Source organism: Periweissella ghanensis (genome assembly GCF_918814755.1).
Classification (GTDB): domain Bacteria; phylum Bacillota; class Bacilli; order Lactobacillales; family Lactobacillaceae; genus Periweissella; species Periweissella ghanensis.
This window is the reverse complement of record NZ_CAKKNT010000002.1, coordinates 26,173-51,245: the sequence shown is the minus strand read 5'-3', so window position 1 is coordinate 51,245 and position 25,073 is coordinate 26,173. Positions and strand designations below refer to the sequence as shown.

Below are 25,073 nucleotides of genomic sequence, written 5' to 3'. Positions count from 1 at the left end.
TTCCAAGATGCAATTCCGCAATCAAAAAAAGCAATCACATCGTAAGGCTTATATTACCGGAGCCGTTGTCGTTTTATTGGCGGCAGGTGGTGGGGTGGTTGGTTACCAACACATGCATTCAAATACGCCGATGCAACAACCAGCGACTAATAAATATCAAGTGTTACAAACAAATTGGCAAAATCAATTAATACCAGCCGATAAATTACCTGATAATGCACAGTCCAAAGCGTATGTTGCCAAGCTTAATAAGCAAGCGACAGAACTATTGAAGACCATTCATTTAAAGGGGCAAGCAACCCTTTGGAAAGCACGGGGCGGTAAAGTTGGTTCGGCAAATATGACGCATCAATTTAATAATTTACAAACGTTGGCGTTAGCATATGGCACGATGGGTACTCAACAATACCATGATGCTAAAGTATTAAAAACAATTGCAGCGGGCTTGGTATTTATGACCGAGGCAACCCGTTATGATGGTAAACATTACTCTGGTAACTGGTTTGATTGGCAAATCGGGACACCCCAAAGTTTTATTAATATTTTGATGATTTTGGGTAATAAATTACCCAAAACTGATCAACAAAAATATCTAAAAATTATTCAAACGTATGTCCCTAATGCCGAGCAACAATTGAAATTACGGCCGCAAGATAAAAATTTCCCCGTAATTTTTAAACAAGCTTTTAACGCCACAGCCGCCAATCGCGTTGATTTAGCCAGTACGGTATTGGGGTTAGGCATCTTACAACAAAATCCTAAAATGATTGCAACCGCAACGCAAAATGTGGTTGCGGTCTTTAATCCAGTTAAAGCAGGTGATGGCTTTTATCGTGATGGTTCCTTTATTCAACACACGGATGTCGCCTATACGGGTGAATATGGAAATGCACTGATTGGCCAAGCTAGTCGCGTCCTTGCAGTGGTTAAAAATACCCCATTTGCACTACCAACTGCGTCTGCTGAAAAATTTAGTAATGAAGTCATTAAAGCATTTATTCCGTTACTTTACCAAAAAAATACGATGGCGATGGTGGAAGGGCGAGGAGCAACCCGGGCACCAGCCGGAACTGGTGGCCAAGGTTGGCAACCTGCAACCATGGCAAACTTATTATTAGTGGCCGATGCCGCACCAAAAGCCCAACAGACTAAATTACAAGCAGCTGTGAAATATTGGGTTAATAAAGATCCTAAATATTTCTGGGCTAGTGTCCGTGATTATAACGATTTACGGTTATTGAGTGCGGTGGAAAATAATCACCAAATTGAAGCAACTAAAGCCCCATTTAGAGGAACGAAACTATATACGGCGATGGGGCGCTTTGTGCAACAAAGTCAGAAATTTAGTTTAGGAATTAGTTTATCTTCCCAACGCGTGGCAAGTTTTGAAGCCGGTAATGGTGAAAATAAACATGGTTGGCATATGGGTGATGGCCAACTATATCTTTACAATGGTGACGGGATTCAATATGGTGAAAGTTACTGGCCAACAATTGATCCGTATCGCTTACCTGGGACCACGGTTGATACGACGCCCTTACCGAATGTTGGGAATAGTTTTGTCGCACCGACGCCCCAAAATACGTGGGCTGGTGGGGTCACCAATGGTAATAACGCCGTAATTAGTATGGCCCTAGATCAACAAGGCTTGCATTTAGGCAAACAAACCGTACCGATGAATTTACAGGCGAAAAAATCATGGTTTATGGTCGATAATCAAGTCGTAGCCTTAGGAGCGGGCATTACCGGCACTAGTAATACGGGGATTGAAACGGTGGTCGAAGATCGGTTGTTGAGTAATGAAAAACAATATCAATTATTGTCAGATCATGGGGTAATCAAGCCGATAAGTACGGCTAAGGATACTAAATGGTTGATGCTCAAGGCGCCAAAACCCCAACAATCAATTGGATATTATTTCCCAGAAAACACCACGATTGAAGCAAGTCAACAAATTCGTAAAGGACGTTATGCCGATATTAATAAGAAGTTTACTAATCATAAAACCTACACTGGGAAATATGAAAAATTGATTATTAAGCATGGCAAAAATCCGGTAAATCGTAAATATGCGTATATCCTCGTTCCAGACGCATCAATGGCTAAGATGCAAAAATTGGCCCAACAAAATCCGATTAAAATTTTAGCAAATAATGCACAAATTCAAGCGGTTAAAACCACTAATGATGCATATCTAGGCATTAATTTCTGGGAACCCACGGGTGGTGAATTAGCCGGAATTAAAACCAATCACGGCTTAGCACTATTACGAACCAAACACGCGGGTGTCACAACATATACTTTTAGTGATCCAACCCAGAGTGCAACGCAAGTGGCGGTTAAATTACCTGAAAAAATGGCCGCTAAATTAAAAATGAGTCAAGGAATTACGTATGATTCACAAACGGGGGAATACTTACTAAACTTTACTAATTTAGCTGGTAAGGCGTTAAAAATTAGTTTTAAATAACAAAAAAGATGGGTGAAATAAAATTTCACCCATCTTTTTTGTGTCTGTAGCGCATACTACTGTCCAGGTTGGAATCGAACCAACACTCTTTCGATTAACAGTCGAACGCAGTACCATTGTGCCACTGGACAAAGATTTATTAAATTTCTATGTGATTATTATATAACGATGGGAAAAGAACGTCAATAAATTATTTAAAAATAATTATTTTAATATAAATAAAAAGGCATAGATAACGATAATGTCGGCTTTTTGGTTTATTATTTAATATTTAAATAATAAAATAGTTGTTTTATGGTTTTATTAATGGAAAAATAATGCTAACATATGTCTATGAAAACGCTTACAATATTTTCAAGCATGAACCAATAAATAATTAAATGAACTAGGAGCCTGATATGATTAATGCAGTAGGTACAAAAACAAAGCACCGCCGTGATTTTGGTGTTTTAGCAGATGGTTATTTAAGTAAAACGCCAATTTTACAATTTATTATTGTTTCGATGATGTTTCCGCTTTGGGGAACAGCAGCTAGTCTGAATGATATTTTAATTACTCAATTTAAGACTGTATTTCAACTTAATGACGCAGCAACCGCTTTTGTGCAATCAGCTTTCTATGGTGGATATTTCCTAGTTGCGATTCCCGCAAGTATCGTTATTAAAAAGACAACTTATAAAACAGCTATTTTAACTGGTTTGGTCGCTTACATTTTAGGAGCCGGCTTGTTCTTCCCAGCTTCACGGGTGGCGACGTATTCAATGTTCTTAGTTGCCATCTTTGCCATTGCGATTGGATTGTCATTCTTAGAAACCGCATGTGATACGTACAGTTCATTACTTGGACCTAAAAAACATGCTAATTTACGCTTAAACATTTCACAAATTTTAAACCCAATTGGTAGTATTACCGGGATCTTACTTGGTAAATATTTGATTTTTGGTCAAGTTGGTAATTTATCAGAAAAAATGGCAAGCTTACATGGGGCCGCCCGGCTGGCTTATGGTGAAAAAATGTTGCAATTAACTTTGCAACCATACAAATACATTTTATTCGTATTAATTGCAATGTTAATTCTTTTGGCATTAACACCAATGCCGAACACAAAACCTGCCGCTGTGGCTGGCCAAGTAAAGGCTAAATTAAGTGAAACACTTGCATACCTTGCTCACAATCATTTATTCAAAAAAGGTATTATGGCGCAATTCGTTTACGTTGGAATGCAAACGGCGGTTTGGTCATTTACGATTCGGTTAGTTCTTGATTTAAACCACTCAATTAGTGATGCACAAGCTTCAAACTACTTAATTTACTCATATATTGTCTTCTTCTTAGGTAAAGTGATTGCAACTTCACTCTTTACAAAGATTAAACCAACGAAAGTATTAGCAGTTTACTCAGTATTGGGCACGATTGCTTTAGTAACAGCGAGCTTGGCATCTGGTAATATCGCTATTTACTCAGCCGTAGTAGCTAGCTTCTTCTTTGGTCCACAATGGCCAACGATTTACGCGCACACCTTGGATACAGTTACTGAAAAGAAACACACGGAAACGGCCGGGGCAGTATTGGTTATGGCAATTGTTGGGGGCGCGGTTATTCCAGCTATCCAAGGGGTTATCTCAGATTCACTTGGATCATTACAATTATCATTCTTATTCCCAGCTTTATGTTTTGCCATCGTAAGTTTATACTTCATTTCAGAAGTTAAACACGATATCGAATAAAGAGAACAAAAAAAGATTGGTCGTAAATATGCGACCAATCTTTTTTTGTTTAATGTTAAAATGAGAAAAACAACTAAAATATATAACATTAAACTAATGCTTTTTGTTTGACTCTCGGGAAATAATACAATAAAAATGAGAAAAAATAAAGATACACCCAGGGGTATAATTGGATATTTTTTGAATAAAATACGATTAATATGATAGGTGAGCAAATTCATAAGGATAGTAACTTATTTTTTAGGGATATTAAAGTTAATATTAGGTAAATACTTAAACTATCGCTAAAAAGACCGATATCATATATATAGACTAATTAACGAAATAATAGATCTGCAATGGAGAGCATCAAAATGGAAATAAATGGGTATGGCCAATCGTTAGTACAAGCAACCGCGGGGCGATTAGCACCAAAAAAAGCAGTAATAGATGATTTACCAAGTCGGTTTAAGCAAATGATGGCGCCGCAAAATCCGCCGCAGTTAACAGTGAAGGCTGGAGATACCGTTTCAGAATTGGCATTGCAGTATCATACGTCAATTGATGCAATTGTTCAGAGCAACCATTTGCAAGATCCAAACTTAATTTTAATTGGCCAAAAGTTAATGCTGGCTAATAGCAGTCAAGCAGAAGCGATTGCCACGCCTACAAGGACAAATGCCGTCACTAATGATGAATCAATTGGGAAGGCGGGAGTACAACAACAAGCGGTGCAATTTGCCAAACAATTTTTAGGTAACGCGTACGTCTGGGGAAGTGCTAAACCAGGGGCTTTTGACTGTTCAGGATTAGTTAGCTATGCGTATCAACAATTTGGTGTTCAACTACCACACTTAGCCCAAGCCCAAGCTGATCAAACGCGCCATATTGCGACTAAACACGCCCAGGCGGGTGATTTACTATTTTGGCAAAATCAACGCGGGCATGTCTATCATGTTGCGATTGCACTAGGTGATGGGCATTATGTCAATGCGTTAGATCCAGCCCATGGGGTTCAAATCGATGGTATGGCGGCACCGGCTAACTTTGCTGGTCGGGTGATTCGTTAGATAGATAAAGTAAAAAGAGCTACGACAGAAGTCGGGCGATATCGAGAAATACACTAAATAAGTCCCTTGAAGAAAATTCTTCAGGGGACTTATTTTTGTATTTGAATATATCGTACTTTGGGAGCGCGTTTTGGCAGCAATTTAGTGCTCGAAAAGAGTTATGTTAGAACCTCTTTTACGATCAACTAAATGAAGGGGATTAATTATTTCCTGAAATCACAACTTAAATAAGGGAAATAAATAAGTTTAGTTAATCACTTAACAAACTTAAGTGTTTTTGCTTAATTTTCTATTAGAAAAAGTATTTATTTTAGTGATTATAACCCGATTAAATAGCGTTTTAACAACTTTTTTAAGCAATAGTGCTAAAATTAATAAAAACTGATTGCAAAATTTAAAAAGCGTGTTATTCTATATAATGTTCATCAATGAGCAAAGTATATTTAAATTTAATGATGAATTAGGTCAAAGGATAACTTTTGACAAGAGAGGGTTATGATCGCTTGATCAAGTAGGTAGGGAAGATGTTACATCAGTTATTATCAGAGTTTTTAGGCACCGCATTAATGGTTATTTTTGGGGTCGGCGTCCATTGTGATGTCGTATTAAACGATACTAAATATCAGGGCTCGGGGCATTTGTTTGCCATTACAACCTGGGCATTTGGAATTACAATTTCATTGATTATCTTTGGTAATGTTACGTTAAATCCAGCAATGGCATTTGTCCAAGTTTTGTTAGGTAATATGACGTGGCTTCAATTCTTCCCAACGGCGCTCGTTCAAGTTTTAGGTGGGATTGTTGGTTCATGTTTAGTATATGTGCTATATGCCGATTCATTTAAGAGTTCATATGGGCATATTGACAATGTGACAATTCGCAATATTTTTTCAACATCACCTGCCGTACGTAATTTACCTCGTAACTTTTTTGTTGAATTTTTTGCAACCTTTATCTTCTTGGCATCAATTTTAGCGATTTCACGTGTCCAAACGCCAGGCGTGGTACCAATTGCTGTTGGTTTATTGGTTTGGGCTATCGGGATGGGGCTTGGTGGCCCAACTGGATTTGCAATGAACTTAGCACGTGACATGGGACCGCGGATTGCCCATGCAATCTTACCAATTAAAGATAAAGCGGCTAGTGATTGGCAATATGGAATTATCGTGCCTGGAATCGCACCATTTGCTGGAGCGATTATGGCGGCAATCTTTGCTAAATTCTACCTTGGGATGTAGGTCGGCAACTGTAGTTAATAACTATTCGTATTGAGAGAGTGCGAATGATTAGAATAAGTAGTATTAAGGGAGTGTGGCCTAAGTCGTTGGTCACACTCTTTTTTATTACTTGAATATGTAAGGTGAAACCACTAGACAACTGTAAAAAAGGTAATTATGATGGAATATGGATTAAAATTTATAATGATACTTGTTACAATATAAGATATAAAAATAAAAGTTAAACACGAACATTTAAAGGTTATAACCATATTTTAATTAAGAAATTGAATAAAAAAGTTGTAATAAAAAATTTATTGATATATAATTGGTCTTGTTAACGAACTATAATAAATTAAAGAGAATGGATGGGTATGATATTGGAAAAAGAGTTTAGCACTGTTGAAGCAGCACTTGAAGAGTTGAAAAAGGGTGGTTTTGTAATCCTTTCAGATAACGAGGATCGTGAAAACGAAGGTGATTTGGTTGCCTTGGCATCTGAAGCAACCCCAGCCGTTATTCACCAAATGTTAAAGGAAGCCAATGGTTTGATGTGTGTGCCAGTTAATACTGAAATCGCCAATCGGTTGAACTTGACTGACATGGTTGAAAACAGTACCGACCCACACCAAACACCATTTACAGTTACGGTTGACGGTAACTTTGAAGCCACTGGTGTTACGACTGGAGTTTCAGCCTTTGATCGGGCCGCCTCAATTAACCACATTGCTGATGTGAATGCGCAAGCCACTGACTTTAACCGTCCAGGTCATATCCAACCATTGATTGCTAAGCCTCAAGGTTTACGCGAACGGATTGGTCACACTGAAGCTGGGGTTGACTTAGCATTACTTGCCGGTTCACAACCAGCTGCCATTATCATTGAAGTCCTCGGTGAAGATGGTCACATGGCTCAACGTGATGATTTATTTGTTTTAGCTGAAAAATTAAACATTCCATACATCACGATTGCCCAAATTATTGAATACATGGACGCTAACAACATTGCGCAAGCCGCTGATGTTTTAGCCGTTAAATAATTTTTTAATTAGCCATTTATCTTAGTATAGAAATAAAAACGGTCGCTCAGCTGAGCGACCGTTTTTTGAATTGAATTGAAATAGAAATATAAGTAGTGGGCTAATTATTTAGCATCGCCAGTGTACCAGTCAAAGCTTGTTAACCAGTAACTTGTACGGTAGTGTTCATCTAAAGTGGCAATTAAGTCCATGTCTTCTTTACTTAAAGCAAAATCAAAGACTTGCGCATTTTCGATAATCCGTTGTTCGTGGACAGACTTTGGAATAACTGTAAAGCCCATTTGAAGACTCCAACGAATTAAAATTTGTGCGGCTGATTTACCATATTTGGCAGCGATTTGGCCGATAACAGGATTGTTAAGAACCTTACCACCACCAAGGGGTGACCATGCTTCCAAGTGGATGTTGTGATCGTCAGCATATTGCACCATATCAGGTTGTTGCAATAATGGGTGCAATTCGATTTGGTCAACGGCTGGGACGATGTTAGCATCAGTCAACAAATCTTCCATCGTTTCTTGGTTAAAGTTACATACTCCAATCGCTTTAGCTAAACCTTGGTCATAGATTTTTTCCATGGCCTTCCAAGTATCCTTGTACTTACCAGTCACGGGCCAGTGAATTAAGTAAAGGTCAACATAGTCTAAACCAAGGCGTTCAAGGCTACCTTCAAAGTTAGCTAAAGTTGAGTCGTAACCGTGATCAGGATTAGCAAGCTTAGTGGTGATGAATAAATCTTCACGTGAAATCCCGGCTTCAGCAATCCCTTGTTCAATCCCGGTGCGAACGTCGGCTTCGTTACCGTATGCTTTGGCAGTATCAATTAAACGGTAACCGTTTTTGATGGCCGCAGCAACAGCTGGTGTCGCTTCACCGTTTTCAGCTTGCCAAACTCCTAAACCAAAGCGTTCCATTTCAACACCGTTGTTTAAAGTAACGGTTGATGTAATTGTAAAATCTTCAGACATTTCTCTACCTCGTTATTTTAATAAATTGCGCTTATGGTAAATCGTTACCAGCAGCGAAGTAAATGTTGTACCATTCTTGTTTCGTTAACTCGATATCCGCCCCGGCAGCATTTTCAATAATGTGGGCAGGTGTCATCGCGCCCAAGATAACTTGGATGTTGGCTGGAATCCGGATGATCCAAGCAGTGGCAATGGCGTTTTTAGTAACCCCATATTTATCAGCTAATTCACCAAGGTATTCATTAAGTTCAGCAAAATCAGGGTTATCAATGAAAGTTCCACCGAAGAAACCAAATTGGTATGGTGACCACGCTTGGATGGTCATATCGTGAAGGCGTGAGTATTCAAGAATACCACCATCGTGTGAAATACTACGTTCATCAGCCATGTTAGTGTGCATGCCGCGGTCAATCATCCCGGAGTGCATGATACTAAATTGAAGTTGGTTAATGATTAATTTTTGGTTAATCGCATTTTGAACTAAGTCGACTTGTTGGGGATTGAAGTTAGAAACCCCAAAGTGACGAACTTTACCACTCGCTTGAAGTTTGTCGAAGGCTTCGGCAACTTCTGCTGGTTCCATTAGTGGATCAGGACGGTGGAGTAAGAATGAGTCAAGGTAATCAACGCCAAGGCGCTCTAAGATACCATCGACACTGTCAAGAATGTGTTGTTTTGAGAAGTCATAGCGTTTACCAAAGACAAAGCTACCGTGACTACGGGCTTGATCTAAGACAATTCCGCCTTTTGATTGAATGAATAATTGGTCACGATTGATGCTAGACTTAGCCAAGGCTTCCTTGAAAACCTTTTCTGAAGCACCATTTCCGTAGATGTCAGCAGAATCAATAAAATTAATGCCGGCGTCAAAGGCAGTTTCTAAGGTCTTGGCAGCGGCGTCAGCGCTTAAAGCTTCCATCCGCATTATTCCAAGCGCAACTGCTGAAGCTTTAAAATCTGTGTTACCAATTTTAAATTCGCGCATTGTTAAATCCTCCATTATTATTCGTTTATGTGCTGTAATTTATTTATTTTTAAGCACTAGCTTAATAGTACAACTTAGACATATATCTAAGTCAAGATAAGTGGTAAACTATTTTTAAGTTAGTAAAAATATAAGAATTTTCGGGTAATCACTGGCGACTAATTAACCAAAAAGGGGAAGGTTAGACATGACATACTCAATTAGTGAAGTATCAAAAAAATTTAATATCTCACCATTTACACTTCGTTTTTACGATAAACAAGGCTTAATGCCGTTTGTTAAACGTGATCCAGCTGGTCGGCGGGCCTTTTCCGAAGATGATTTGGATTTTGTGTCATTAATTATTTGTTTAAAGCAATCGGGATTAGAATTAGAAGAAATTCGCCAGTTTGTTGAGATGACCCAAGAGGGGGATGCCACTTTAGCGGGGCGCTTAGAATTTTTTGAACGGCAAGTAATTTTAGCCCAAGAACGCATTGAACAACAAAAACAAAATATTGAAAAACTTAAGCGAAAAGTGCAATATTATCAAGTTGCTTGCGATATGGGAACGGAAGAATATGTCAAAGATAACTTTGATTTATCAATCTTTGATCCGGATATTAAATTCGTTAAGGCGGGTGAATAAAATGGCCATGTTAATGTTACGAATTTTAATTGGCTTATATGCATTGTTAATGTTATTTGCTGGTTTTCAAGTGTTAATTAAAGAAGAAAATAAATTGTATATTATCCATATTATGGTTAGTTTAATTACGTTAATTAGTGCGTTTTTCGCTAATTGGCAACTATTTACGATTGTGGCAATTGCAGCAATTATTGCGTATCAACTCTTAGCATTATATCGTGGCTTAACAACCTTTTTTCACTGGCAACATCATGTAATTCGTTTAATTATCTCAGTCGCAGTCATTGTTTTGCTTGTTACTGCACATTAAAAAAGTCGACCATTTAATGGTCGACTTTTTTTAAATTAAGGTCCGTTTTTAAAATGAACAGCTCATCTTAAAATACGGGGCTGGTTAATCTTTAAAATCAATCATGCCCTTAAAGACAGTTTGTAAAATATATGCAAATCCACGCGGAATTACTAATTCATCGAGGTTATTAAGATCAAGGGTGTAGTTAATGGTGTCAGCTTGGTTTGCGATTATTTTGGGAACCCATTGAGGATCGTAAATAAGTTCACGACCAAGGGCGGTTAAATCAGCACCCGCCGCTAAGGCATTTTGGACGTCAGCTGGGCTTTGAATCCCACCAACAACAATTAATGGTAACCGGTCGTTGAGGACGGCCTTGATTTGGGCGTTAATTGGCGTCGTTACATCAGTGGCTTCACGGAAAGGTAATTGATCAAAACTACGGGTTGAAACGTGTAAATAATCTAAGGGTTGTTCCGCTAAAACATCAACAAATTTAAGCGTATCATCTAAGCGAATCCCTGGTGTTTCAGGTTCTTCGGGTGAAATGCGGTAACCAACAATGAATTGGTCGTCGCCGTATTGGGCTTTGGCGGCCAAGACACTCTTAATCACGGCAAGCCCGAGTTGCATCCGCGCTTCAACGGAACCACCCCATTGATCAGTGCGGCGGTTACTGTGCGGTGAGAAGAATTGTTGGAGTAAGTACGTATTGGCTCCGTGAATTTCAACGCCATCAAAACCGGCACTAATGGCCCGGCGCGTTGCGTCACCAAAGGCCGCAATTAAAGCTGTAACTTCAGGTTCTGTTAGGGCATGGGGCGTTTGGGCATGCGGATTTTCAGCTGGAATCGCACTGGCACTAACGGGTTCAAGGCCCCGTAAAATGGTTGAATTAGTCATGCGGCCGGCACTAAAAATTTGTAAAATGGCTTTGGCACCGTTAGCTTTCATGGCACTCGCTAATTTAGTAAGACCAGGAATGAACCGGTCTTCAGCCACGGAAAGTTCGCCTTCAAAACCTTTACCGGTGGCATCGACATTCGCAACAGCAGTAATTTGTAAACCAACCGTATTACGAGCAGCGTAGTAGGCAATTTCATCATCAGTGACGGAGCCATCAAAGAAGCTTGCTGAGTTAGTCATTGGGGCCATCACAATTCGATTTGAAAGGGTAACCCCATTCTTAAAAGTAAATGGCGTTAAAAATGAGTAAGCAGTCATTAATTTTTGGTCCTTTTTAATAGTTTTTCTTAGTATAGCATTGATATATTTACTGGTATTTTTCTTTAGTGAAAATTAAAAAACGTTAACGAACTCGTTAACGTTTTTTAGTCGTAATATTTAATTTTGGGGGGCAGTGATGAATATGTGTTAGGGGTTTAGTTAAACACCATTCCACCATCGATAAGAAGGGCTTGACCAGTCATGTAATCACTGTCAGGACCAGCAAGGTATGATACACAAGCAGCCACATCTTCAGGTTCTGATAAGCGTTTCAACGTAATGTTTTGGGCAAATTGTTCCATGCCCCATTCGAATGGTTTGCCGGCTTCATCAGCAGTCTTTTGAGCAATGTCATTCATCATTGGTGTCTTAACAATCCCTGGGCAGTAAGCATTAACGGTAATGCCCAATGGTGCTAAATCACGGGCCGCAACTTGGGTAATTCCGCGAATAGCAAACTTAGTACCACTGTAGACACCAAGGCCAGGGTTACCAACTTGACCAGCTTGAGATGAAGCGTTAATAATCTTACCACCATGGCCAAGTTCTTTAAAGGCTTCGGTAGCCGCTTGAATACCCCAGTAAGTACCACCAACATTAACATCATATACGCGACGGTAAGTGTCGTAATCGATGGTGTCAAATGGGGTTTGAGGGCCAAGGCCGGCGTTGTTAACGATGACATCAAAACCACCAAGTTGTTCTTTTGCTTCTTTGACAGCGGCAAAGACCGCATCACGATCGGCAACATCAACTTTAACCGCGATGGCTTCGTGGCCAGCGGCTTGGATACTTTCAGCGACTTTAGTAGCAGTTTCTAAGTTATAATCAGCAACCGCAACCTTAAAACCGTCATTTGCAAGACGACGACTGATTGCTTCACCGATTCCTTGACCACCACCAGTTACAAATGCTACTTTTCCATTTACGTTTGTCATAATAAAGACTCCTATTTCAAATTAATTTATTTGTGAAACAGGCAACGAAGTTTGAAATGTTAACGCTTTGTTGCTTACAAGGTAAGTATAATCCTTCGATAATAAAATGCAACAATATTTTGATAATTTTTTCACAATACCACGAGTAAAAGTTGATATATCGGTTTTTTAGCGAAAATAAATTTATTTTTTAAGGCGATTTTTATTATGAAACCGCGTTGATGATCGACTAGCTGTAATTATTAAAATTATGCTTTTTAATTCACAAAATACTGTTTATTTGGTGTAAACGAGTAATACGAAATTGGTTTCATTAACGATTATTAACATCACTAGAATTAAACTAAAAAATGAAGGATAATATAGGAATGAGAACCTTGTAGAAAAGAAAGAAGAGATGTAATGAGTTTTCCAACAAAACAACAACTATATGCACAATTTGCCCAAGCCGATGATGCGGTTTATTTTGCGAGTGCGGATAAACAGCAGGTATATTTTGGTTTTGGCGTTGAAGCAGCGTTAAATAGTGGCGATGCCAGTGTAGTTAAAGCGTGGTTGCGTGAGCAAAAGCAACCCGTATTTGGTGGATTACCATTTGATAAACAAGTCACGACCACGAGCATCATGGCCGGTTACTTTGTCGCGCCAGCGGTTGTGTATGAAGTTAATCAAGCTAAAACCTGGGGGCAGCCGATGGCAAGTTGGCCGACTATTACGCATGCTAATCAAGCGGCAATTGCGAGTCAGCATGATGATACGACCTGGGTTGAACGCATTGAGCATGCCATTACGACGATGCAAACGGATGTTACCAAGCAAAAAGTTGTCCTTGGTCGGCAACGGCAATTGCAGTTAACAACCACGGTTAACGAAGCGCAATTATTACAGGATTTAAATACCCAACAACCAAATAGTTATCACTTTGTGTTAAAACATGCCGGGGAGCTATTTGTTTCCGCCACGCCAGAACGCCTAGTCCAAGTTAAGGCCGCCGCTTTTTCAACAGCGGGGGTAGCTGGGACCATTCGCCGCAGTGCAGATGAGGTTGAGGATCAACAATTAGCGGATGAATTATTCAACGATGCCAAAAATCGCTTGGAACATGCGTATGTGGTTAATACGATTAAGGAACGCTTAGCGGATTTAGTTACTTTAAACGTGCCAACAAAGCCCACAATTATGAAAAATCCCCAAGTCCAACACTTGTACACGCCGATTAACGGTCAATTAACGGCCGCCGTTAATATTCTTGATTTGGTAACGCGGCTCCATCCAACGCCAGCTTTAGGCGGTAAGCCACTGGCATGGGCGATGGCGACGATTAAACAACTTGAGTTGGCCCCCCGTGGTTTATTTGCCGCTCCGATTGGGGTGGTTTTACCAAATGGGGATGGTGAATTTGTCGTCGGTATTCGGGCGATGTTAATTAACCACCAGACGGCTCATTTATTTGCTGGTGCCGGTATCTTAGCCGATTCCGATGCTACCCAAGAATTTGCTGAAACAGGTTTAAAAATGCTGCCAATGATGAACTTACTGAAAGGATAAAATTATGAACGCAACCTTAACAAATAACATTAAACACTTATTGATGGCCTTAGTCGCCCAAGGGGTCCGCGATTTTGTCGTGTCACCTGGTTCACGAACGACCCCAATCGCTTTATTATTGGCTGAATTGGCCCACAACGATGCCAATATTCGCATTACGATTGACGTTGATGAACGCTCAGCGGGTTTCTTTGCCCTTGGGCTAGCCAAGACAAAATCATGGCCCGTCGTTTTATTAGCAACATCAGGGACGGCGACGGCGAACTACTTTCCAGCGGTGGCGGAAGCCAAGATTGCCCATGTACCATTGATTGTGTTAACCACCGATCGGCCACAAGAATTACAAAATATTGGCGCTGCTCAAACGATTGATCAAGTTAAAATGTATGGCACCCATGCCAAAGACTTTGCGCAAATTACGTTGCAAGATGATGGGACCAATGTCACGGAATATATTGATTACCACGTCCAACAATTAGTTAATATTGCCGCTACAGCTCCAGCTGGGGTAGTACAAATTAACTTGCCATTGCGGAAACCATTGATGCCTGATTTGGGTGAAGCATGGCCAAACGTTACTAAGCATAATATTTTGGCAAGTGCCCGCACACCTAGAGCTAATAACGTCGAAGAATTTGTAACGTTGATGAAAACGGGGAAAGTGATGTTATTGGCGGGACCAACTGAAGGGCGCATGGATACTAAAGCGGTCTTGATGCGTGATTTAGCAGACTTATTAAAAGTCCCCGTTTTAGCGGATGTTTTGAGTAGTGTCCGGCCAAATAAGTGGGCCATTAACGGAATTGATGCCTTACTTGAAGCTGATGTAATTAGCGAAGATTTAGTGCCAGATGTCGTCTTTCGTTTTGGTGGCACCCCAGTTTCAGCCCGGGTGAGTGGTTGGTTAAAACAAAATAACGTAACCTTAGTCCAAGTTGGTGAAGAAGCGGTCGGGCATGACTACACGCGCTATGCTAAATTAACTTTGAACTGTGATGAAGAAACGTTACTTGAAGCGATGCAAACGTTAGGTGATCGTCCGGATGAAAATCCATTTGGTAATGCTTGGTTACAAGTCAAAGCAACGTTAAATAACACAGTGGCCCAGGCTGAATTTAGTGAAGCAACCCTACCAGTGGCCTTGCAAGCCTTACCATATGGAGCGGAAATTTTTATTGCTAATTCGATGCCAATTCGGGATATGGATAATTATTTTGTGCCGCGTAATCCAGTGCGGGCCTTTGCTAATCGTGGGGCTAATGGAATTGACGGGACTGTTTCAAGTGCTTTTGGGATGGCGATGAGTGGCAATCCAGCATACTTATTGACAGGGGATTTAACCCTCTTCCATGATATGAATGGTTTGATGTTAGCTCAACAAACGGGCCGGCCAATGACGATTATGGTCGTCAATAATAATGGTGGGGGGATTTTCTCATTCTTACCACAAGCTGCGGCTAAAGATTATTTTGAACCAATGTTTGGAACACCATTGAACTTATCAATTGAAAAGATTGCGGCCTTATACGATGCCGAATATGTTCAAATTACGAGTAAAGAACAATTAGCACAAACGGTTAGTGTACCCGCTGATAAACTTAAAATTGTTGAAATTAAGAGTGATCGTGATAAAAATGTGGGTGACCACCGTCAGTTAATTGATCAAATTAAGGCGGCTTTTAATGATTAAACAAGTAATCGTTGATGGCTATCCATATGAAGTAACGCTGATAGGAAGTGGGGCGCCAACGTGGGTCTTTTTACACGGCTTTATGGGGACGGGGGCGGATTTTGCCCAGATTCAACCTCACGGAACGTGCGTATATCTTAATTTATTTGGCTTTGGTCCGGATGCACCAGTGGTTTCAGATGGGACTTTGTTTCACATGAAACACCAAACGCAAAGCTTGGCGGCGTTATTTAAAGCATTAGCATTCCCCCCCGTTAACTTAGTTGGTTATTCAATGGGGGGGCGCTTAGCATTAGGGTTTGCTTTAGCATATCCAGAATTAGTTGCCCAGTTAATTTTAGAAGGGGCGACGGCGGGAATAGCGGATGCCGTGGATCGAGCAGCTCGCCAAGTTGCGGATAATCAAAAAGCGGAACGGATTGAAGCTCATGGGATGGAAGCTTTTGTACAAGCGTGGGAGGCTTTACCGATGTTTGCGAGTCAAAAATTACTCCCCAAAGTCCAACAAACGTTTATGCATCAACAACGGGTTAATCATCAAGCTAAGAATGTCGCTAATTCATTACGCTATATGGGTACGGGGGCGCAACCTAATTATTGGCCTGCCTTAGCGCAATTAGCAGTGCCGGTGAGTTTATTGGTTGGGCAACGTGATCTTAAATTTCAAGGATTGGCAACCAAGTTATTGGCGGCAATCCCGCAAGCCCAGTTAAAAATTATTGATGGGGTTGGGCACAATATTCACTTTGAAGCTCCAATAAAATTTACGGAGGCATTAAATGCCCTTAACGATTAAACAAGTTACGGTCTATCAATTAGCAATGCAACTGAAGACGCCTTTTAAAACGGCCCATGATGTGACATGGCAGCGGCCACTTAGTTTGCTAAAAATTACTTTTACAAATGGGATTGAAGGTTTTGGGGAAGTGGCATCATTTGCTGATGCGGCCTATACCGCAGAAACCCATGCAATTTCATTGGCTACTTTGGCCCAGTTAATTCCAGCCAGTATCGGGTTAACTATTGATGACCCCCAAGCATTTGCAAGCTGGTTAGCGCCACAAACGCCGTGGTCATTTGCTAAAGCTGCGTTTGAGATGGCTATTTGGGATGGCTTTGGTAAATTAAATCAGCAATCATTAGCCACAATGTTAGGTGGTCGGGGTGCCACGGTTAAAGTCGGCATCGCTTTAGGTGTGGCTGATAGTGAACGGCAATTACAAACGGACGTTGCCGCCGCGGTCGCACAAGGTTATCAACGGATTAAATTAAAGCTTAATCCAACGACACCACTGGCATGGTTGCAGCAAATTGTTGCCGCCCATCCGACAATATTATTTTCAGCGGATGCCAATGCCAGTTGGACACCAAGAGATATGGCCAAGATTCAAGCTTTGGGTCAAATGGGCTTCTATTTACTGGAACAACCATTTGGTGCCGATGCATGGGCAGCCCATTTTGCATTACAAAAACAGTTACCACAGTTAAAAATTAGTTTAGATGAAAGTTTGAATAATCTAGTGGATGTCAAAACAGCTATCACTGGGCCAGTGGGGGCATTAACGCTTAAACAAGGTAAGTTAGGGGGGATTACCGCTACCGCCAAGGCAATTACGTTGGCTAACACGGCGGCCATTTTACCATGGATTGGTGGCATGCTTAGTTCAGGCGTTGGTCGCGCCGCGGATTTAGCCCTAGCAACCTTACCCAATGCCAATGTTTTCCCAAGTGATAGTTCGGCAAGTGAACGCTATTTTGAACGAGATATCATTATGGAACACCCCCAAATTATTGCGGGTAACTTACCAGTCCCAACACAACCAGGGTTAGGAGTTACGATTGATTGGTCGGCAGTGACACAATTATTAGTGGATCAAAAAGAATATAATTAAGCATTGTTTCATGTGAAACAAGCATGGAGGAAATGCATGCCAGCAGATAAACTGGAAGAATGGTGGGATATTTACGATCAAGCTGAACACAAAATTGGCCAACGCCAACGGAGTGAAACGTTAAGAACAGGTGAATATCATTTAGTTGCTAATATTTTTTTATTTAATCAAGCCGGTGAAGTGCTCTTACAACAGCGGTCTTTTGATAAATTAAATTATCCTGGTGCGTGGGATTGCTCAGTCGGTGGGTCAGTGCTAGCTGGTGAAACACCCTTGGCCGCTATGGTACGGGAAGTTCACGAGGAGTTAGGGTTAACGGTAACGCAGGAACAATTGCAGTTATTTGATCATCAAATAGCTCCCACATGGATTGAATATTGGTTTGTCGCACACCTTGATTTTGAGCTGTCGGATGTGACAATCCAAACAGAAGAGGTCGCTCAAGTCGGGTTCTTTAACTTAAGCCAAGCCCAAAAGCAATTAGCGCCCGTGGGTGGAATTAAGTATGAACATGAAGTGCAATTAGCATGGCAAATGCAAACGGAGTTAGGCTAGCAGTTGCATTCACCTGTGAGCGTGATAAGATAGGGGATGTTAAAAACGTCACAAAAGAGATTAAGTTGGAGTTTAAAGAGATGTTTAAAATAATTTGTTATAGTGTTTTACCTAATGAAACAGCGGCATTTAAAGCCTTGAATACCGATGGTTATGCCTTAAAATTGGTAGCAGAACCATTAACGGCCCAAAATTTGATGATGGCCCAAGGCAATAATGCCGTGCTATTAGCAGATAATGGCCCGGTTGATCGTGAAATGTTAACACAATTAGCCGCATGGGGGATTAAATACGTCTTTACACGGACAACTGATTGTGACTTTTTTGATTTTGAAGCCGCCGATGAATTGAATCAAGTAATTTCACGCATTCCAGTCAGTGACCGGGATGCTGATAATACTGATAAAATTGCGATTAGTTTTGCTAATTTTAAAGCAATTCGTACGACGGGCGAACCAATGAATGAAATTTACGCCTAATGATATATAAAAATAACCCCTTGAAACCGCGGCTTCAAGGGGTTATTTATTGTATATTGGTAGTTAGTTAATCACTAACCACTTCACCGTGCCAGTTAAGAATCCCACCATCAACATTAGTTGGTTGGTATCCCATTGCCGCCAACGTATTGGCCGCTTGTTGACTACGATTACCAGAACGACAGAAGACATATAATTCTTCATCTTTATTACCTTCATAGCTAGCAAGCGTGCTAAGGGGGACGTTAACCGCTTGGGCAATATGACCGGCCGCAAATTCGGCAGGTTCACGAACATCAATTAAGGTGATGTTGTCGTTAAGTTTAGTAGCAAGTTCATCAGTTGAGATGTGGTTAATTTCGTTTGACATAATGGTTTCCTTTCAAATACCTTTAGGGGGTATATTACCGATTAATCCGCTAATTGTCAACAAATTAGTTAACGGGTAAAGTTGGCAAGTTAGGTTAAATTTGGTATATTATTTTGATAAAGCTAAAGAAGTACGGGAGAACATAATGGACGCATTGAATGATAAAAAAGCGATTTTAAACCGCTTAAAACGTGCTGAAGGCCAAATTCGTGGGATTCAAAACATGATTACTGAAGAGCATGATTGTGTGGATATTATCACGCAACTAAGTGCAGTCCGTTCAAGTATTGATCGAACAATGGGCTTAATTATGGCGGAAAACTTGCAAAATTGTTTAGCTAATCCAGTAGATGATAGTACAGAACAAGCTGCTATTTTGCAAAAAGCAATTGATATGATTGTCAAAAAATAGTGTTATATCAACTTTAAAGAGGTGCGTAATTAACTTATGCACCTCTTTTTTCATACCCTTGGGGGGATAGAGTGTGACAAATGTCATCTAAAGGAGTGTTACCTGGTTCTATTTTTGCTAAGTTGGTAACGCTAAACTAAAGGTATCAAATATGTGAGGTGATTAAGATGGCGGTAATTGAACTACAACATGTGACTAAAAAGTATGCAACTTTAGTCGCAAATAAAGATATTTCAATAACGATTCAGCCAGGTGAGTTAGTCGGGTTAATTGGTGAAAATGGTGCCGGTAAGAGTACGTTAATTAAGCAATTATTAGGTTTAGAGCACGTCACTAGTGGGCAAATTAATATTTTTGATAGCCAACTAGGGACACCTAAATTACGACAACTTGTCGGGGTGATGCAACAAACTGATATGGTGATCCGCAATGTGAAAGTTAATGATATTTTGCAATGGGCGCATGCCTTATATCAACACCCACTAGCCGTGAATGAAGTTTTAAAAATCACGGATTTAGCTGCGCAAAAAAATCAATATATCACTGAATTATCTGGTGGCCAGTTACGGCGCTTATCATTTGGATTAGCAATTATTGGCCAGCCACAACTATTATTATTAGATGAACCAACCGTGGGGATGGATGTTTTAAATCGGAAACGCTTTTGGGATTATGTGCGGCAACTCCAACAAGCGGGGACAACCATTATTGTGACGAGTCATTATTTAGATGAAATTGCGGATACGGTCAATCGGCTGCTGATTTTAAAGCACGGTCAATTGACCTTTGATGGCACGCTAATTGAACTCCAACAGCAAATTAATAAAACGGTGATTGATTTTGAAAGTGCGCAACAATTAGGTACCGCATTTAATACTGATCAAAATATTCTAAACTGGTATCAGCTTGGTAACCATTATAAAGTCGAAGTTACTAATAGTGATGAGTGGTTACAAACGTATGCTGAACAATTACCCGCATTCACAGGTTTACAAATTAAAGCGACATCTTTAACGGAAATTATGACGAATATGTTGGAGGAAAAATAAATGAATGTCTTAATAAATCAGTTTACGTTTGATTTTAAACGTGACTATCTACGGAATAAGAGTTTTGTGTTTTTTAATTTATTAATGCCGGCCATTTTTTATTTATTATTCACAAAAATACTCCTAAAACAGGCGCCAGCAGAATTTTTGCAAACCTATGCGATTAGTATGTTGGTGTACAGTATTAGCATTACGGCATTTTTTTCATTAGCCCGGTTACTTAATGAAGATCAAACAAATAACTTTCAACAATTACTAACGTTGATGCCAGCAAGTAGAAAAAGTTATTTCATTTCACTAGGATTATTGACCACGATTATGAATTTAACCGCAGCGCTATTAATTTTGCTACTGGCAATTGGTGTGAATCATATTAATATCACCTTTGGGCAAATTTGCTTGACATTAATCGCCGTGATTTTAGTACAAATACCAATTTTATTAGCCGGGGCAATCATTGGCTTAATAGTGAAGTCTAAAAATATTGATGCGGTTGGTAATTTGTTAGTCTTTCCGTTAGCGATTATTTCAGGATTGTGGTGGCCGCTTAATATGTTACCAACGTGGGTGCAAGGGATTGGTAAATTAACACCACAATATTTAATGAATGATGTCATCATTAAAGTTTTAACGCAACACGGAGCCATTTTAAATAGTGGTCTTAAATTAGGCGGCTGGTTTATTATTTTTATGATAGGATTAGGTATAATCGAAAAAAGAAAACTTGGTAAATAAGTATGCTAAAAAAAGTACTCACGCGCTATATTTTATTTGATAGCGCTGAAGGCGCAGCACCATATTTCTATTTGTTAGCGTTGATTTTTCCAATTAGTGCCTTATTAACTTCACCGGCACCACTATCGTTACGTTGGTTCGGCTGGCTATTGTTGGGGGGCTTTTATTTAAGTTATCGAAAGTTATATCAGCATACAGGCATGATGAAGACAATGTTAGTAAGCCAAATGCTGCTTACGCTTTATTTTCAATTTGCGTACAACGTTTATGGCATGATTTTATTTTCGGCCTTCATTATTGGCTCAATCCCGGTAACTAAACCGCAACGCCGAGTACTATTTAGTATTTATTACGGCGCTTTGGGATTAGAATTTATCGGCATTGGTTGGCAAGTTAGCAGGCAGCATACTGGGTTTACGAACGGTGATATTCCATGGCTGCTCTTTCTTAGTATGTTCATGTTAGTAGCCCCGTTGGCAGCCAATTCGGCGCGTAACAGTTGGGAAAAGGGTAAGTATTTGGAACAAAATAATGCCCGTTTAACTGATATCGTTAAACGCTCTGAACAAAATCGGATTGCGCGTGAACTTCATGATACGCTGGGACAATCATTTTCAATGATTACCGTTAAAACGGAATTAGCTAGTAAATTATTAGCTAAAGAACAAACCGCGGCGACGCAAGCACAATTAGTTGAAATTGAACAAATGTCACGCGAAAATTTACAATTAGTGCGGAATATTGTGCGGGAGTTAAAACAAAAAAATATTGCCGAAGTATTGGTAGAACAGGTTGCAAATCTCCAACAAGTGGGGATTAAATGCCAAACGCATACGGAAGCAGTTAGTACGGATTGGCCGCGGAAACAACAAGTATTATTTGGGGCGATTATCAAAGAAGCCGTTACAAATATTATTCGGCATAGTAAGGCTAGTAAAGTTGATATGTACTTTACTAACTTGGAAGATAGTTTTGAACTAAAAATTAGTGATAATGGTAGTGAAATTGTTGATAATACCACTCAAAGCAATGGCATTAAAGGAATGTATGAACGTGTTGCACAAGCTGCGGGCCAGTTAACGATTACCTCAGATAAATATGTAACGACGATAATATGTCAGTTACCGATGGAGAATTTTAGATGATAAAACTATACTTAGCTGAAGATCAAGCAATGCTGCAATCGGCGTTGATTACCATTCTTAATTTAGAGGAAGATTTACAAGTTGTTGGTAGTGCACTTAGTGGCACGACGGCCTTAAATGAACTGTTGACGGCGGCGGTGGATGTTGCAATTTTAGATATTGAATTACCGGGGATTAGCGGCTTAGCCATCGCCGATCAATTACGGCACGCCCGCCCCGATATGAAAGTTGTGATTTTAACAACCTTTGCCCAACCGGCGTATTTTGAACAAGCATTAGCAGCCAAAGTTAATGGGTATTTACTCAAAGATAGCCCAAGTGATAAGTTAATTGCCACGATTCATCAAGTCTTGGAAGGCCAAATTATATATGAACCACAATTGGTGATTGGTATGTATCAGGCAACACAAAATCCGTTAACGGAACGGGAAATTAGTGTCTTAAAATTACTGCAAGCGGCCCAAGATACCCAAGCCATCGCGGATGAATTACACTTGTCAAATGGGACCGTCCGCAATTATATCTCGGCGGTTTTGAGTAAGCTAGGCGCCCATTCGCGAATTGAAGCAGTTCAAATCGCGCAGACCAATAAGTGGCTATAGCAAACTTAAGTAAAATATAGCCATTCGAACGGTGGGATAGTTGTATACTATAGAAAAAAAAGAAATGAGATAGTGACGATGGCATTAAAAGATTTCATGACGGATTTTCAACATATTGGGATTCCAACTAATGATTTAGCAGCGACAATTGCGTTTTATGAACAATTAGGGTTTAAAGTTTTAGGTCGCTTTGAAAATGGACCTAAACATTTTGCCTTCTTGCAATTTGGCCATTTAACGATTGAAGCGTGGGATGGTGGTGAAGTTGTCGCGGCAGACGGGGCCATTAATCATTTCTGTATGGATACTAATGACATTGAAGGGGCCTATGAAGCGGCCGTTGCCATGAACTTAGAATTTGTTAAACCAGGTATTCAAGATATTCCGACTTTTTGGGATAATGGGACACGTATTTTTAAATTTTATGGTCCAAACCGTGAAGTTATTGAAGTGTGTGAAATTGTGTAATTAAAGGGAGTGTGACAAACGGCGTTTAGATACGGTGTAAAAATAGAAAATCCTGACTGAATTCAAAGAATTCCGTCAGGATTTTTGTATTTTATACTAGTATCTGCCTTTTGGAACACGTTCTAGCAGCAAATTACGACTAGAAAAGACTTCTGGCACGCTCTCGTTTTTTAATTAGTTTGCTTCAACTGTGGTTGCTTTAGGGGCAACTTCGTGGTGGGCGCTTAATTTACGTAAGCCAGGAATTGAAAGCATTACGACAAAGCTGAGGATGTACATTGCTGAAAGACAGCCCATGACAACTGGCAATGTGTAGTGATCCATCAAGATTCCAATAACCAATGATGAGAAACCACCAATTGCGCGACCAGTATTAACAATCACATTGTTAGCAGTCGCGCGAATTTCAGTTGGGTAAAGGCGGCTGATAACAGCACCGTAACCACCAAACATACCGTTTGAGAAGAAACCTAGGATGGCACCAGCAATTAACATTGTTGGTTCATTGTTAGCTAAAGTAATGGCAAAGACTGAAACGGCTGAACCGATTAAGAAAATTCCAAAGGCCCGCCGAGGACCAAAGAAGTCTAAGATGTTACCAAAGACTAACATCCCAATACTCATCCCAACAATTGTGGCGATCATCCAAACTGATGAACCAGCAACGGTTAAGTGTAGTTTGTGTTGCATAATGGTTGGTAACCAGTTCATTAAACCAAAGTAACCCGCAATTTGGACTACAACCATAATCATTAAACCAACTGTTTGTAAAGCCACGCCAGGGGTGTTGAATAAACTAGCGATGTTAATGGGTTGCTTAGCAGTGTGATTAGCAACCTTAGCATGGGTAGCTACAAAATCATCACTTTCGTGTAAGTTGCGACGGATAAAGTAAGTTAAGATTACCGGCACTAAACCAACTAAGAACAAGGCATTCCAACCAAATGCTGGAATAATGAAGGCGGCGGCAATCGCAGCAAGGACCGCCCCAATTTGACCACCCACAGCGGCAATTGAAGTCATTTTACCAATCTTGTGGTGGGCAAAACTTTCAGCAATTAAAGTAATCCCAACTCCATATTCACCACCGGCTCCGATTCCGGCAATAAAGCGGAATAAGTAGACGAGTTGAATGTTGTCAGCGAAGTACATGGCCGCCGTTGCAAAGGCGAAGATGAAGACAGTATACGTAAAGGTTTTAACGCGACCAAAGCGATCCCCGATAAGACCAAATAAAATACCACCCGCTAACATCCCGAGATTGGTAACAGTTGCAATCAAACCAGCTTGCGCGCCATTAATATGTAAGCTCGCAATAATTGATGATAAGGCAAACGATAGGAACATGACATCCATGTTTTCTAAGGCGAACCCAGCTGATGTTGATGCAATTGTCCATTTCTGGTTAGTTGTTAACGTGTGGTCTGGTGTTTGATTATGCAAAATACTATCCTCCAAAATGAATGCTCACGGGCATTAGTTATTTTTTCGTGTCAAAACGATATTCGTATCATTTTTGCATAATCAAAATTAAATAGCAACAATAATTTTTAAGTGTTAGCGAAAATTTATTTTTAAAGCACCCGG

At 40.1% G+C, this 25,073-nt stretch carries 25 protein-coding genes and 1 tRNA gene; 19 read left to right on the top strand and 7 right to left on the bottom strand.

Annotated elements, in window-relative coordinates; all coding sequences use genetic code 11:
- The first annotated feature begins 7 nt into the window (after positions 1 to 7).
- The gene (locus LQZ76_RS01230; protein ID WP_230097956.1) at positions 8 to 2,470 is read left to right on the top strand and encodes a polysaccharide lyase 8 family protein; all 2,463 of its coding nucleotides are present in this window, start codon (positions 8 to 10) and stop codon (positions 2,468 to 2,470) included.
- Between the two features lie 59 nt (positions 2,471 to 2,529).
- On the opposite strand, the gene LQZ76_RS01225 is transcribed toward LQZ76_RS01230, so the two are convergent.
- Positions 2,530 to 2,601: transfer RNA gene (locus LQZ76_RS01225), tRNA-Asn, on the bottom strand.
- Between the two features lie 267 nt (positions 2,602 to 2,868).
- On the opposite strand from LQZ76_RS01225, the gene fucP reads away from it, so the two are divergent.
- The 4 genes from fucP (at position 2,869) to ribB (ending at position 7,503) form a co-directional block, all read left to right on the top strand.
- On the top strand, positions 2,869 to 4,197 hold the full coding sequence (fucP, locus tag LQZ76_RS01220) for an L-fucose:H+ symporter permease (protein WP_230097955.1): 1,329 nt from the start codon (positions 2,869 to 2,871) through the stop codon (positions 4,195 to 4,197).
- 353 nt (positions 4,198 to 4,550) lie between these two features.
- Entirely contained in the window at positions 4,551 to 5,246 is a 696-nt protein-coding gene (locus LQZ76_RS01215; RefSeq protein WP_230097954.1) for a C40 family peptidase, read from the top strand.
- 524 nt (positions 5,247 to 5,770) lie between these two features.
- Positions 5,771 to 6,484, top strand: coding sequence for a D/L-lactic acid transporter LarD (gene larD / locus LQZ76_RS01210; RefSeq protein ID WP_230097953.1), 714 nt, complete (start codon positions 5,771 to 5,773; stop codon positions 6,482 to 6,484).
- Between the two features lie 359 nt (positions 6,485 to 6,843).
- On the top strand, positions 6,844 to 7,503 hold the full coding sequence (gene ribB, locus LQZ76_RS01205) for a 3,4-dihydroxy-2-butanone-4-phosphate synthase (protein ID WP_230098032.1): 660 nt from the start codon (positions 6,844 to 6,846) through the stop codon (positions 7,501 to 7,503).
- A gap of 104 nt (positions 7,504 to 7,607) precedes the next feature.
- On the opposite strand, the gene LQZ76_RS01200 is transcribed toward ribB, so the two are convergent.
- Positions 7,608 to 8,471, bottom strand: a complete 864-nt coding sequence (locus tag LQZ76_RS01200; RefSeq protein WP_230097952.1) for an aldo/keto reductase — start codon at positions 8,469 to 8,471, stop codon at positions 7,608 to 7,610.
- A 31-nt stretch (positions 8,472 to 8,502) separates the two neighbouring features.
- The gene (locus LQZ76_RS01195; protein ID WP_230097951.1) at positions 8,503 to 9,456 is read right to left on the bottom strand and encodes an aldo/keto reductase; all 954 of its coding nucleotides are present in this window, start codon (positions 9,454 to 9,456) and stop codon (positions 8,503 to 8,505) included.
- 187 nt (positions 9,457 to 9,643) lie between these two features.
- Between LQZ76_RS01195 and LQZ76_RS01190 the strand changes: the two genes are divergently transcribed.
- Positions 9,644 to 10,084 carry a MerR family transcriptional regulator gene (locus tag LQZ76_RS01190; RefSeq protein WP_230097950.1) on the top strand — a complete coding sequence of 147 codons (441 nt, stop codon included), beginning with the start codon at positions 9,644 to 9,646 and terminating at the stop codon, positions 10,082 to 10,084.
- Position 10,085: 1 nt separating this feature from the next.
- Positions 10,086 to 10,394 (top strand): hypothetical protein, encoded by a 309-nt coding sequence (locus tag LQZ76_RS01185; protein WP_230097949.1) that lies wholly within the window; start codon positions 10,086 to 10,088, stop codon positions 10,392 to 10,394.
- A gap of 84 nt (positions 10,395 to 10,478) precedes the next feature.
- Here LQZ76_RS01185 and LQZ76_RS01180 read toward each other — a convergent pair whose 3' ends face one another.
- Both LQZ76_RS01180 and LQZ76_RS01175 read right to left on the bottom strand, forming a co-directional pair.
- Positions 10,479 to 11,600 (bottom strand): NADH-dependent flavin oxidoreductase, encoded by a 1,122-nt coding sequence (locus tag LQZ76_RS01180; RefSeq protein ID WP_230097948.1) that lies wholly within the window; start codon positions 11,598 to 11,600, stop codon positions 10,479 to 10,481.
- A 158-nt stretch (positions 11,601 to 11,758) separates the two neighbouring features.
- Complete coding sequence (locus tag LQZ76_RS01175; RefSeq protein ID WP_230097947.1) at positions 11,759 to 12,541, bottom strand: (S)-acetoin forming diacetyl reductase; 783 nt, start codon at positions 12,539 to 12,541, stop codon at positions 11,759 to 11,761.
- Positions 12,542 to 12,943: 402 nt separating this feature from the next.
- Here LQZ76_RS01175 and LQZ76_RS01170 point away from each other — a divergent pair, with 402 nt between their 5' ends.
- The 6 genes from LQZ76_RS01170 (at position 12,944) to LQZ76_RS01145 (ending at position 18,705) form a co-directional block, all read left to right on the top strand.
- The gene (locus tag LQZ76_RS01170) at positions 12,944 to 14,089 is read left to right on the top strand and encodes an isochorismate synthase (RefSeq protein ID WP_230097946.1); all 1,146 of its coding nucleotides are present in this window, start codon (positions 12,944 to 12,946) and stop codon (positions 14,087 to 14,089) included.
- A gap of 4 nt (positions 14,090 to 14,093) precedes the next feature.
- A complete protein-coding gene (gene menD / locus LQZ76_RS01165; protein WP_230097945.1) occupies positions 14,094 to 15,779 on the top strand; it encodes a 2-succinyl-5-enolpyruvyl-6-hydroxy-3-cyclohexene-1-carboxylic-acid synthase in 1,686 nt (561 codons plus the stop codon).
- Entirely contained in the window at positions 15,772 to 16,575 is an 804-nt protein-coding gene (menH, locus tag LQZ76_RS01160; RefSeq protein ID WP_230097944.1) for a 2-succinyl-6-hydroxy-2,4-cyclohexadiene-1-carboxylate synthase, read from the top strand. Before menD ends, menH begins: the two co-directional genes overlap by 8 nt.
- Positions 16,559 to 17,671, top strand: a complete 1,113-nt coding sequence (gene menC / locus LQZ76_RS01155; RefSeq protein WP_230097943.1) for an o-succinylbenzoate synthase — start codon at positions 16,559 to 16,561, stop codon at positions 17,669 to 17,671. Before menH ends, menC begins: the two co-directional genes overlap by 17 nt.
- 36 nt (positions 17,672 to 17,707) lie before the next feature.
- Positions 17,708 to 18,226: an NUDIX hydrolase gene (locus LQZ76_RS01150; RefSeq protein ID WP_230097942.1), complete on the top strand. Its 519-nt coding sequence runs from the start codon at positions 17,708 to 17,710 to the stop codon at positions 18,224 to 18,226.
- Positions 18,227 to 18,306: 80 nt separating this feature from the next.
- Positions 18,307 to 18,705 carry a Rossmann-fold NAD(P)-binding domain-containing protein gene (locus tag LQZ76_RS01145; protein WP_230097941.1) on the top strand — a complete coding sequence of 133 codons (399 nt, stop codon included), beginning with the start codon at positions 18,307 to 18,309 and terminating at the stop codon, positions 18,703 to 18,705.
- A gap of 67 nt (positions 18,706 to 18,772) precedes the next feature.
- Here the strand turns inward: LQZ76_RS01145 and LQZ76_RS01140 are convergent, their stop codons facing one another.
- Positions 18,773 to 19,075: a rhodanese-like domain-containing protein gene (locus LQZ76_RS01140; protein WP_230097940.1), complete on the bottom strand. Its 303-nt coding sequence runs from the start codon at positions 19,073 to 19,075 to the stop codon at positions 18,773 to 18,775.
- 145 nt (positions 19,076 to 19,220) lie between these two features.
- On the opposite strand from LQZ76_RS01140, the gene LQZ76_RS01135 reads away from it, so the two are divergent.
- From LQZ76_RS01135 to LQZ76_RS01110, 6 genes are all read left to right on the top strand, one after another.
- Positions 19,221 to 19,487: a metal-sensitive transcriptional regulator gene (locus LQZ76_RS01135; protein WP_230097939.1), complete on the top strand. Its 267-nt coding sequence runs from the start codon at positions 19,221 to 19,223 to the stop codon at positions 19,485 to 19,487.
- A gap of 167 nt (positions 19,488 to 19,654) precedes the next feature.
- The gene (locus tag LQZ76_RS01130; protein ID WP_230097938.1) at positions 19,655 to 20,536 is read left to right on the top strand and encodes an ABC transporter ATP-binding protein; all 882 of its coding nucleotides are present in this window, start codon (positions 19,655 to 19,657) and stop codon (positions 20,534 to 20,536) included.
- Entirely contained in the window at positions 20,537 to 21,271 is a 735-nt protein-coding gene (locus tag LQZ76_RS01125; RefSeq protein ID WP_230097937.1) for an ABC transporter permease, read from the top strand.
- Positions 21,272 to 21,273: 2 nt separating this feature from the next.
- On the top strand, positions 21,274 to 22,416 hold the full coding sequence (locus tag LQZ76_RS01120) for a sensor histidine kinase (protein ID WP_230097936.1): 1,143 nt from the start codon (positions 21,274 to 21,276) through the stop codon (positions 22,414 to 22,416).
- Positions 22,413 to 23,018, top strand: coding sequence for a response regulator transcription factor (locus LQZ76_RS01115; protein WP_230097935.1), 606 nt, complete (start codon positions 22,413 to 22,415; stop codon positions 23,016 to 23,018). Before LQZ76_RS01120 ends, LQZ76_RS01115 begins: the two co-directional genes overlap by 4 nt.
- Positions 23,019 to 23,096: 78 nt before the next feature.
- Positions 23,097 to 23,486 (top strand): VOC family protein, encoded by a 390-nt coding sequence (locus tag LQZ76_RS01110; RefSeq protein ID WP_230097934.1) that lies wholly within the window; start codon positions 23,097 to 23,099, stop codon positions 23,484 to 23,486.
- A gap of 174 nt (positions 23,487 to 23,660) precedes the next feature.
- Here LQZ76_RS01110 and LQZ76_RS01105 read toward each other — a convergent pair whose 3' ends face one another.
- Complete coding sequence (locus LQZ76_RS01105; protein ID WP_230097933.1) at positions 23,661 to 24,929, bottom strand: MFS transporter; 1,269 nt, start codon at positions 24,927 to 24,929, stop codon at positions 23,661 to 23,663.
- Positions 24,930 to 25,073: the final 144 nt, after the last annotated feature.

Coding starts and splice junctions, on each gene's coding strand:
- LQZ76_RS01230 (WP_230097956.1), top strand. CDS start 8: ATGCAATTCCGCAATCAAAAAAAGCAATCACATCGTAAGGCTTATATT.
- fucP (WP_230097955.1), top strand. CDS start 2,869: ATGATTAATGCAGTAGGTACAAAAACAAAGCACCGCCGTGATTTTGGT.
- LQZ76_RS01215 (WP_230097954.1), top strand. CDS start 4,551: ATGGAAATAAATGGGTATGGCCAATCGTTAGTACAAGCAACCGCGGGG.
- larD (WP_230097953.1), top strand. CDS start 5,771: ATGTTACATCAGTTATTATCAGAGTTTTTAGGCACCGCATTAATGGTT.
- LQZ76_RS01200 (WP_230097952.1), bottom strand. CDS start 8,471: ATGTCTGAAGATTTTACAATTACATCAACCGTTACTTTAAACAACGGT.
- LQZ76_RS01195 (WP_230097951.1), bottom strand. CDS start 9,456: ATGCGCGAATTTAAAATTGGTAACACAGATTTTAAAGCTTCAGCAGTT.
- LQZ76_RS01190 (WP_230097950.1), top strand. CDS start 9,644: ATGACATACTCAATTAGTGAAGTATCAAAAAAATTTAATATCTCACCA.
- LQZ76_RS01185 (WP_230097949.1), top strand. CDS start 10,086: ATGGCCATGTTAATGTTACGAATTTTAATTGGCTTATATGCATTGTTA.
- LQZ76_RS01180 (WP_230097948.1), bottom strand. CDS start 11,600: ATGACTGCTTACTCATTTTTAACGCCATTTACTTTTAAGAATGGGGTT.
- LQZ76_RS01175 (WP_230097947.1), bottom strand. CDS start 12,541: ATGACAAACGTAAATGGAAAAGTAGCATTTGTAACTGGTGGTGGTCAA.
- LQZ76_RS01170 (WP_230097946.1), top strand. CDS start 12,944: ATGAGTTTTCCAACAAAACAACAACTATATGCACAATTTGCCCAAGCC.
- menD (WP_230097945.1), top strand. CDS start 14,094: ATGAACGCAACCTTAACAAATAACATTAAACACTTATTGATGGCCTTA.
- menH (WP_230097944.1), top strand. CDS start 15,772: ATGATTAAACAAGTAATCGTTGATGGCTATCCATATGAAGTAACGCTG.
- menC (WP_230097943.1), top strand. CDS start 16,559: ATGCCCTTAACGATTAAACAAGTTACGGTCTATCAATTAGCAATGCAA.
- LQZ76_RS01150 (WP_230097942.1), top strand. CDS start 17,708: ATGCCAGCAGATAAACTGGAAGAATGGTGGGATATTTACGATCAAGCT.
- LQZ76_RS01145 (WP_230097941.1), top strand. CDS start 18,307: ATGTTTAAAATAATTTGTTATAGTGTTTTACCTAATGAAACAGCGGCA.
- LQZ76_RS01140 (WP_230097940.1), bottom strand. CDS start 19,075: ATGTCAAACGAAATTAACCACATCTCAACTGATGAACTTGCTACTAAA.
- LQZ76_RS01135 (WP_230097939.1), top strand. CDS start 19,221: ATGGACGCATTGAATGATAAAAAAGCGATTTTAAACCGCTTAAAACGT.
- LQZ76_RS01130 (WP_230097938.1), top strand. CDS start 19,655: ATGGCGGTAATTGAACTACAACATGTGACTAAAAAGTATGCAACTTTA.
- LQZ76_RS01125 (WP_230097937.1), top strand. CDS start 20,537: ATGAATGTCTTAATAAATCAGTTTACGTTTGATTTTAAACGTGACTAT.
- LQZ76_RS01120 (WP_230097936.1), top strand. CDS start 21,274: ATGCTAAAAAAAGTACTCACGCGCTATATTTTATTTGATAGCGCTGAA.
- LQZ76_RS01115 (WP_230097935.1), top strand. CDS start 22,413: ATGATAAAACTATACTTAGCTGAAGATCAAGCAATGCTGCAATCGGCG.
- LQZ76_RS01110 (WP_230097934.1), top strand. CDS start 23,097: ATGGCATTAAAAGATTTCATGACGGATTTTCAACATATTGGGATTCCA.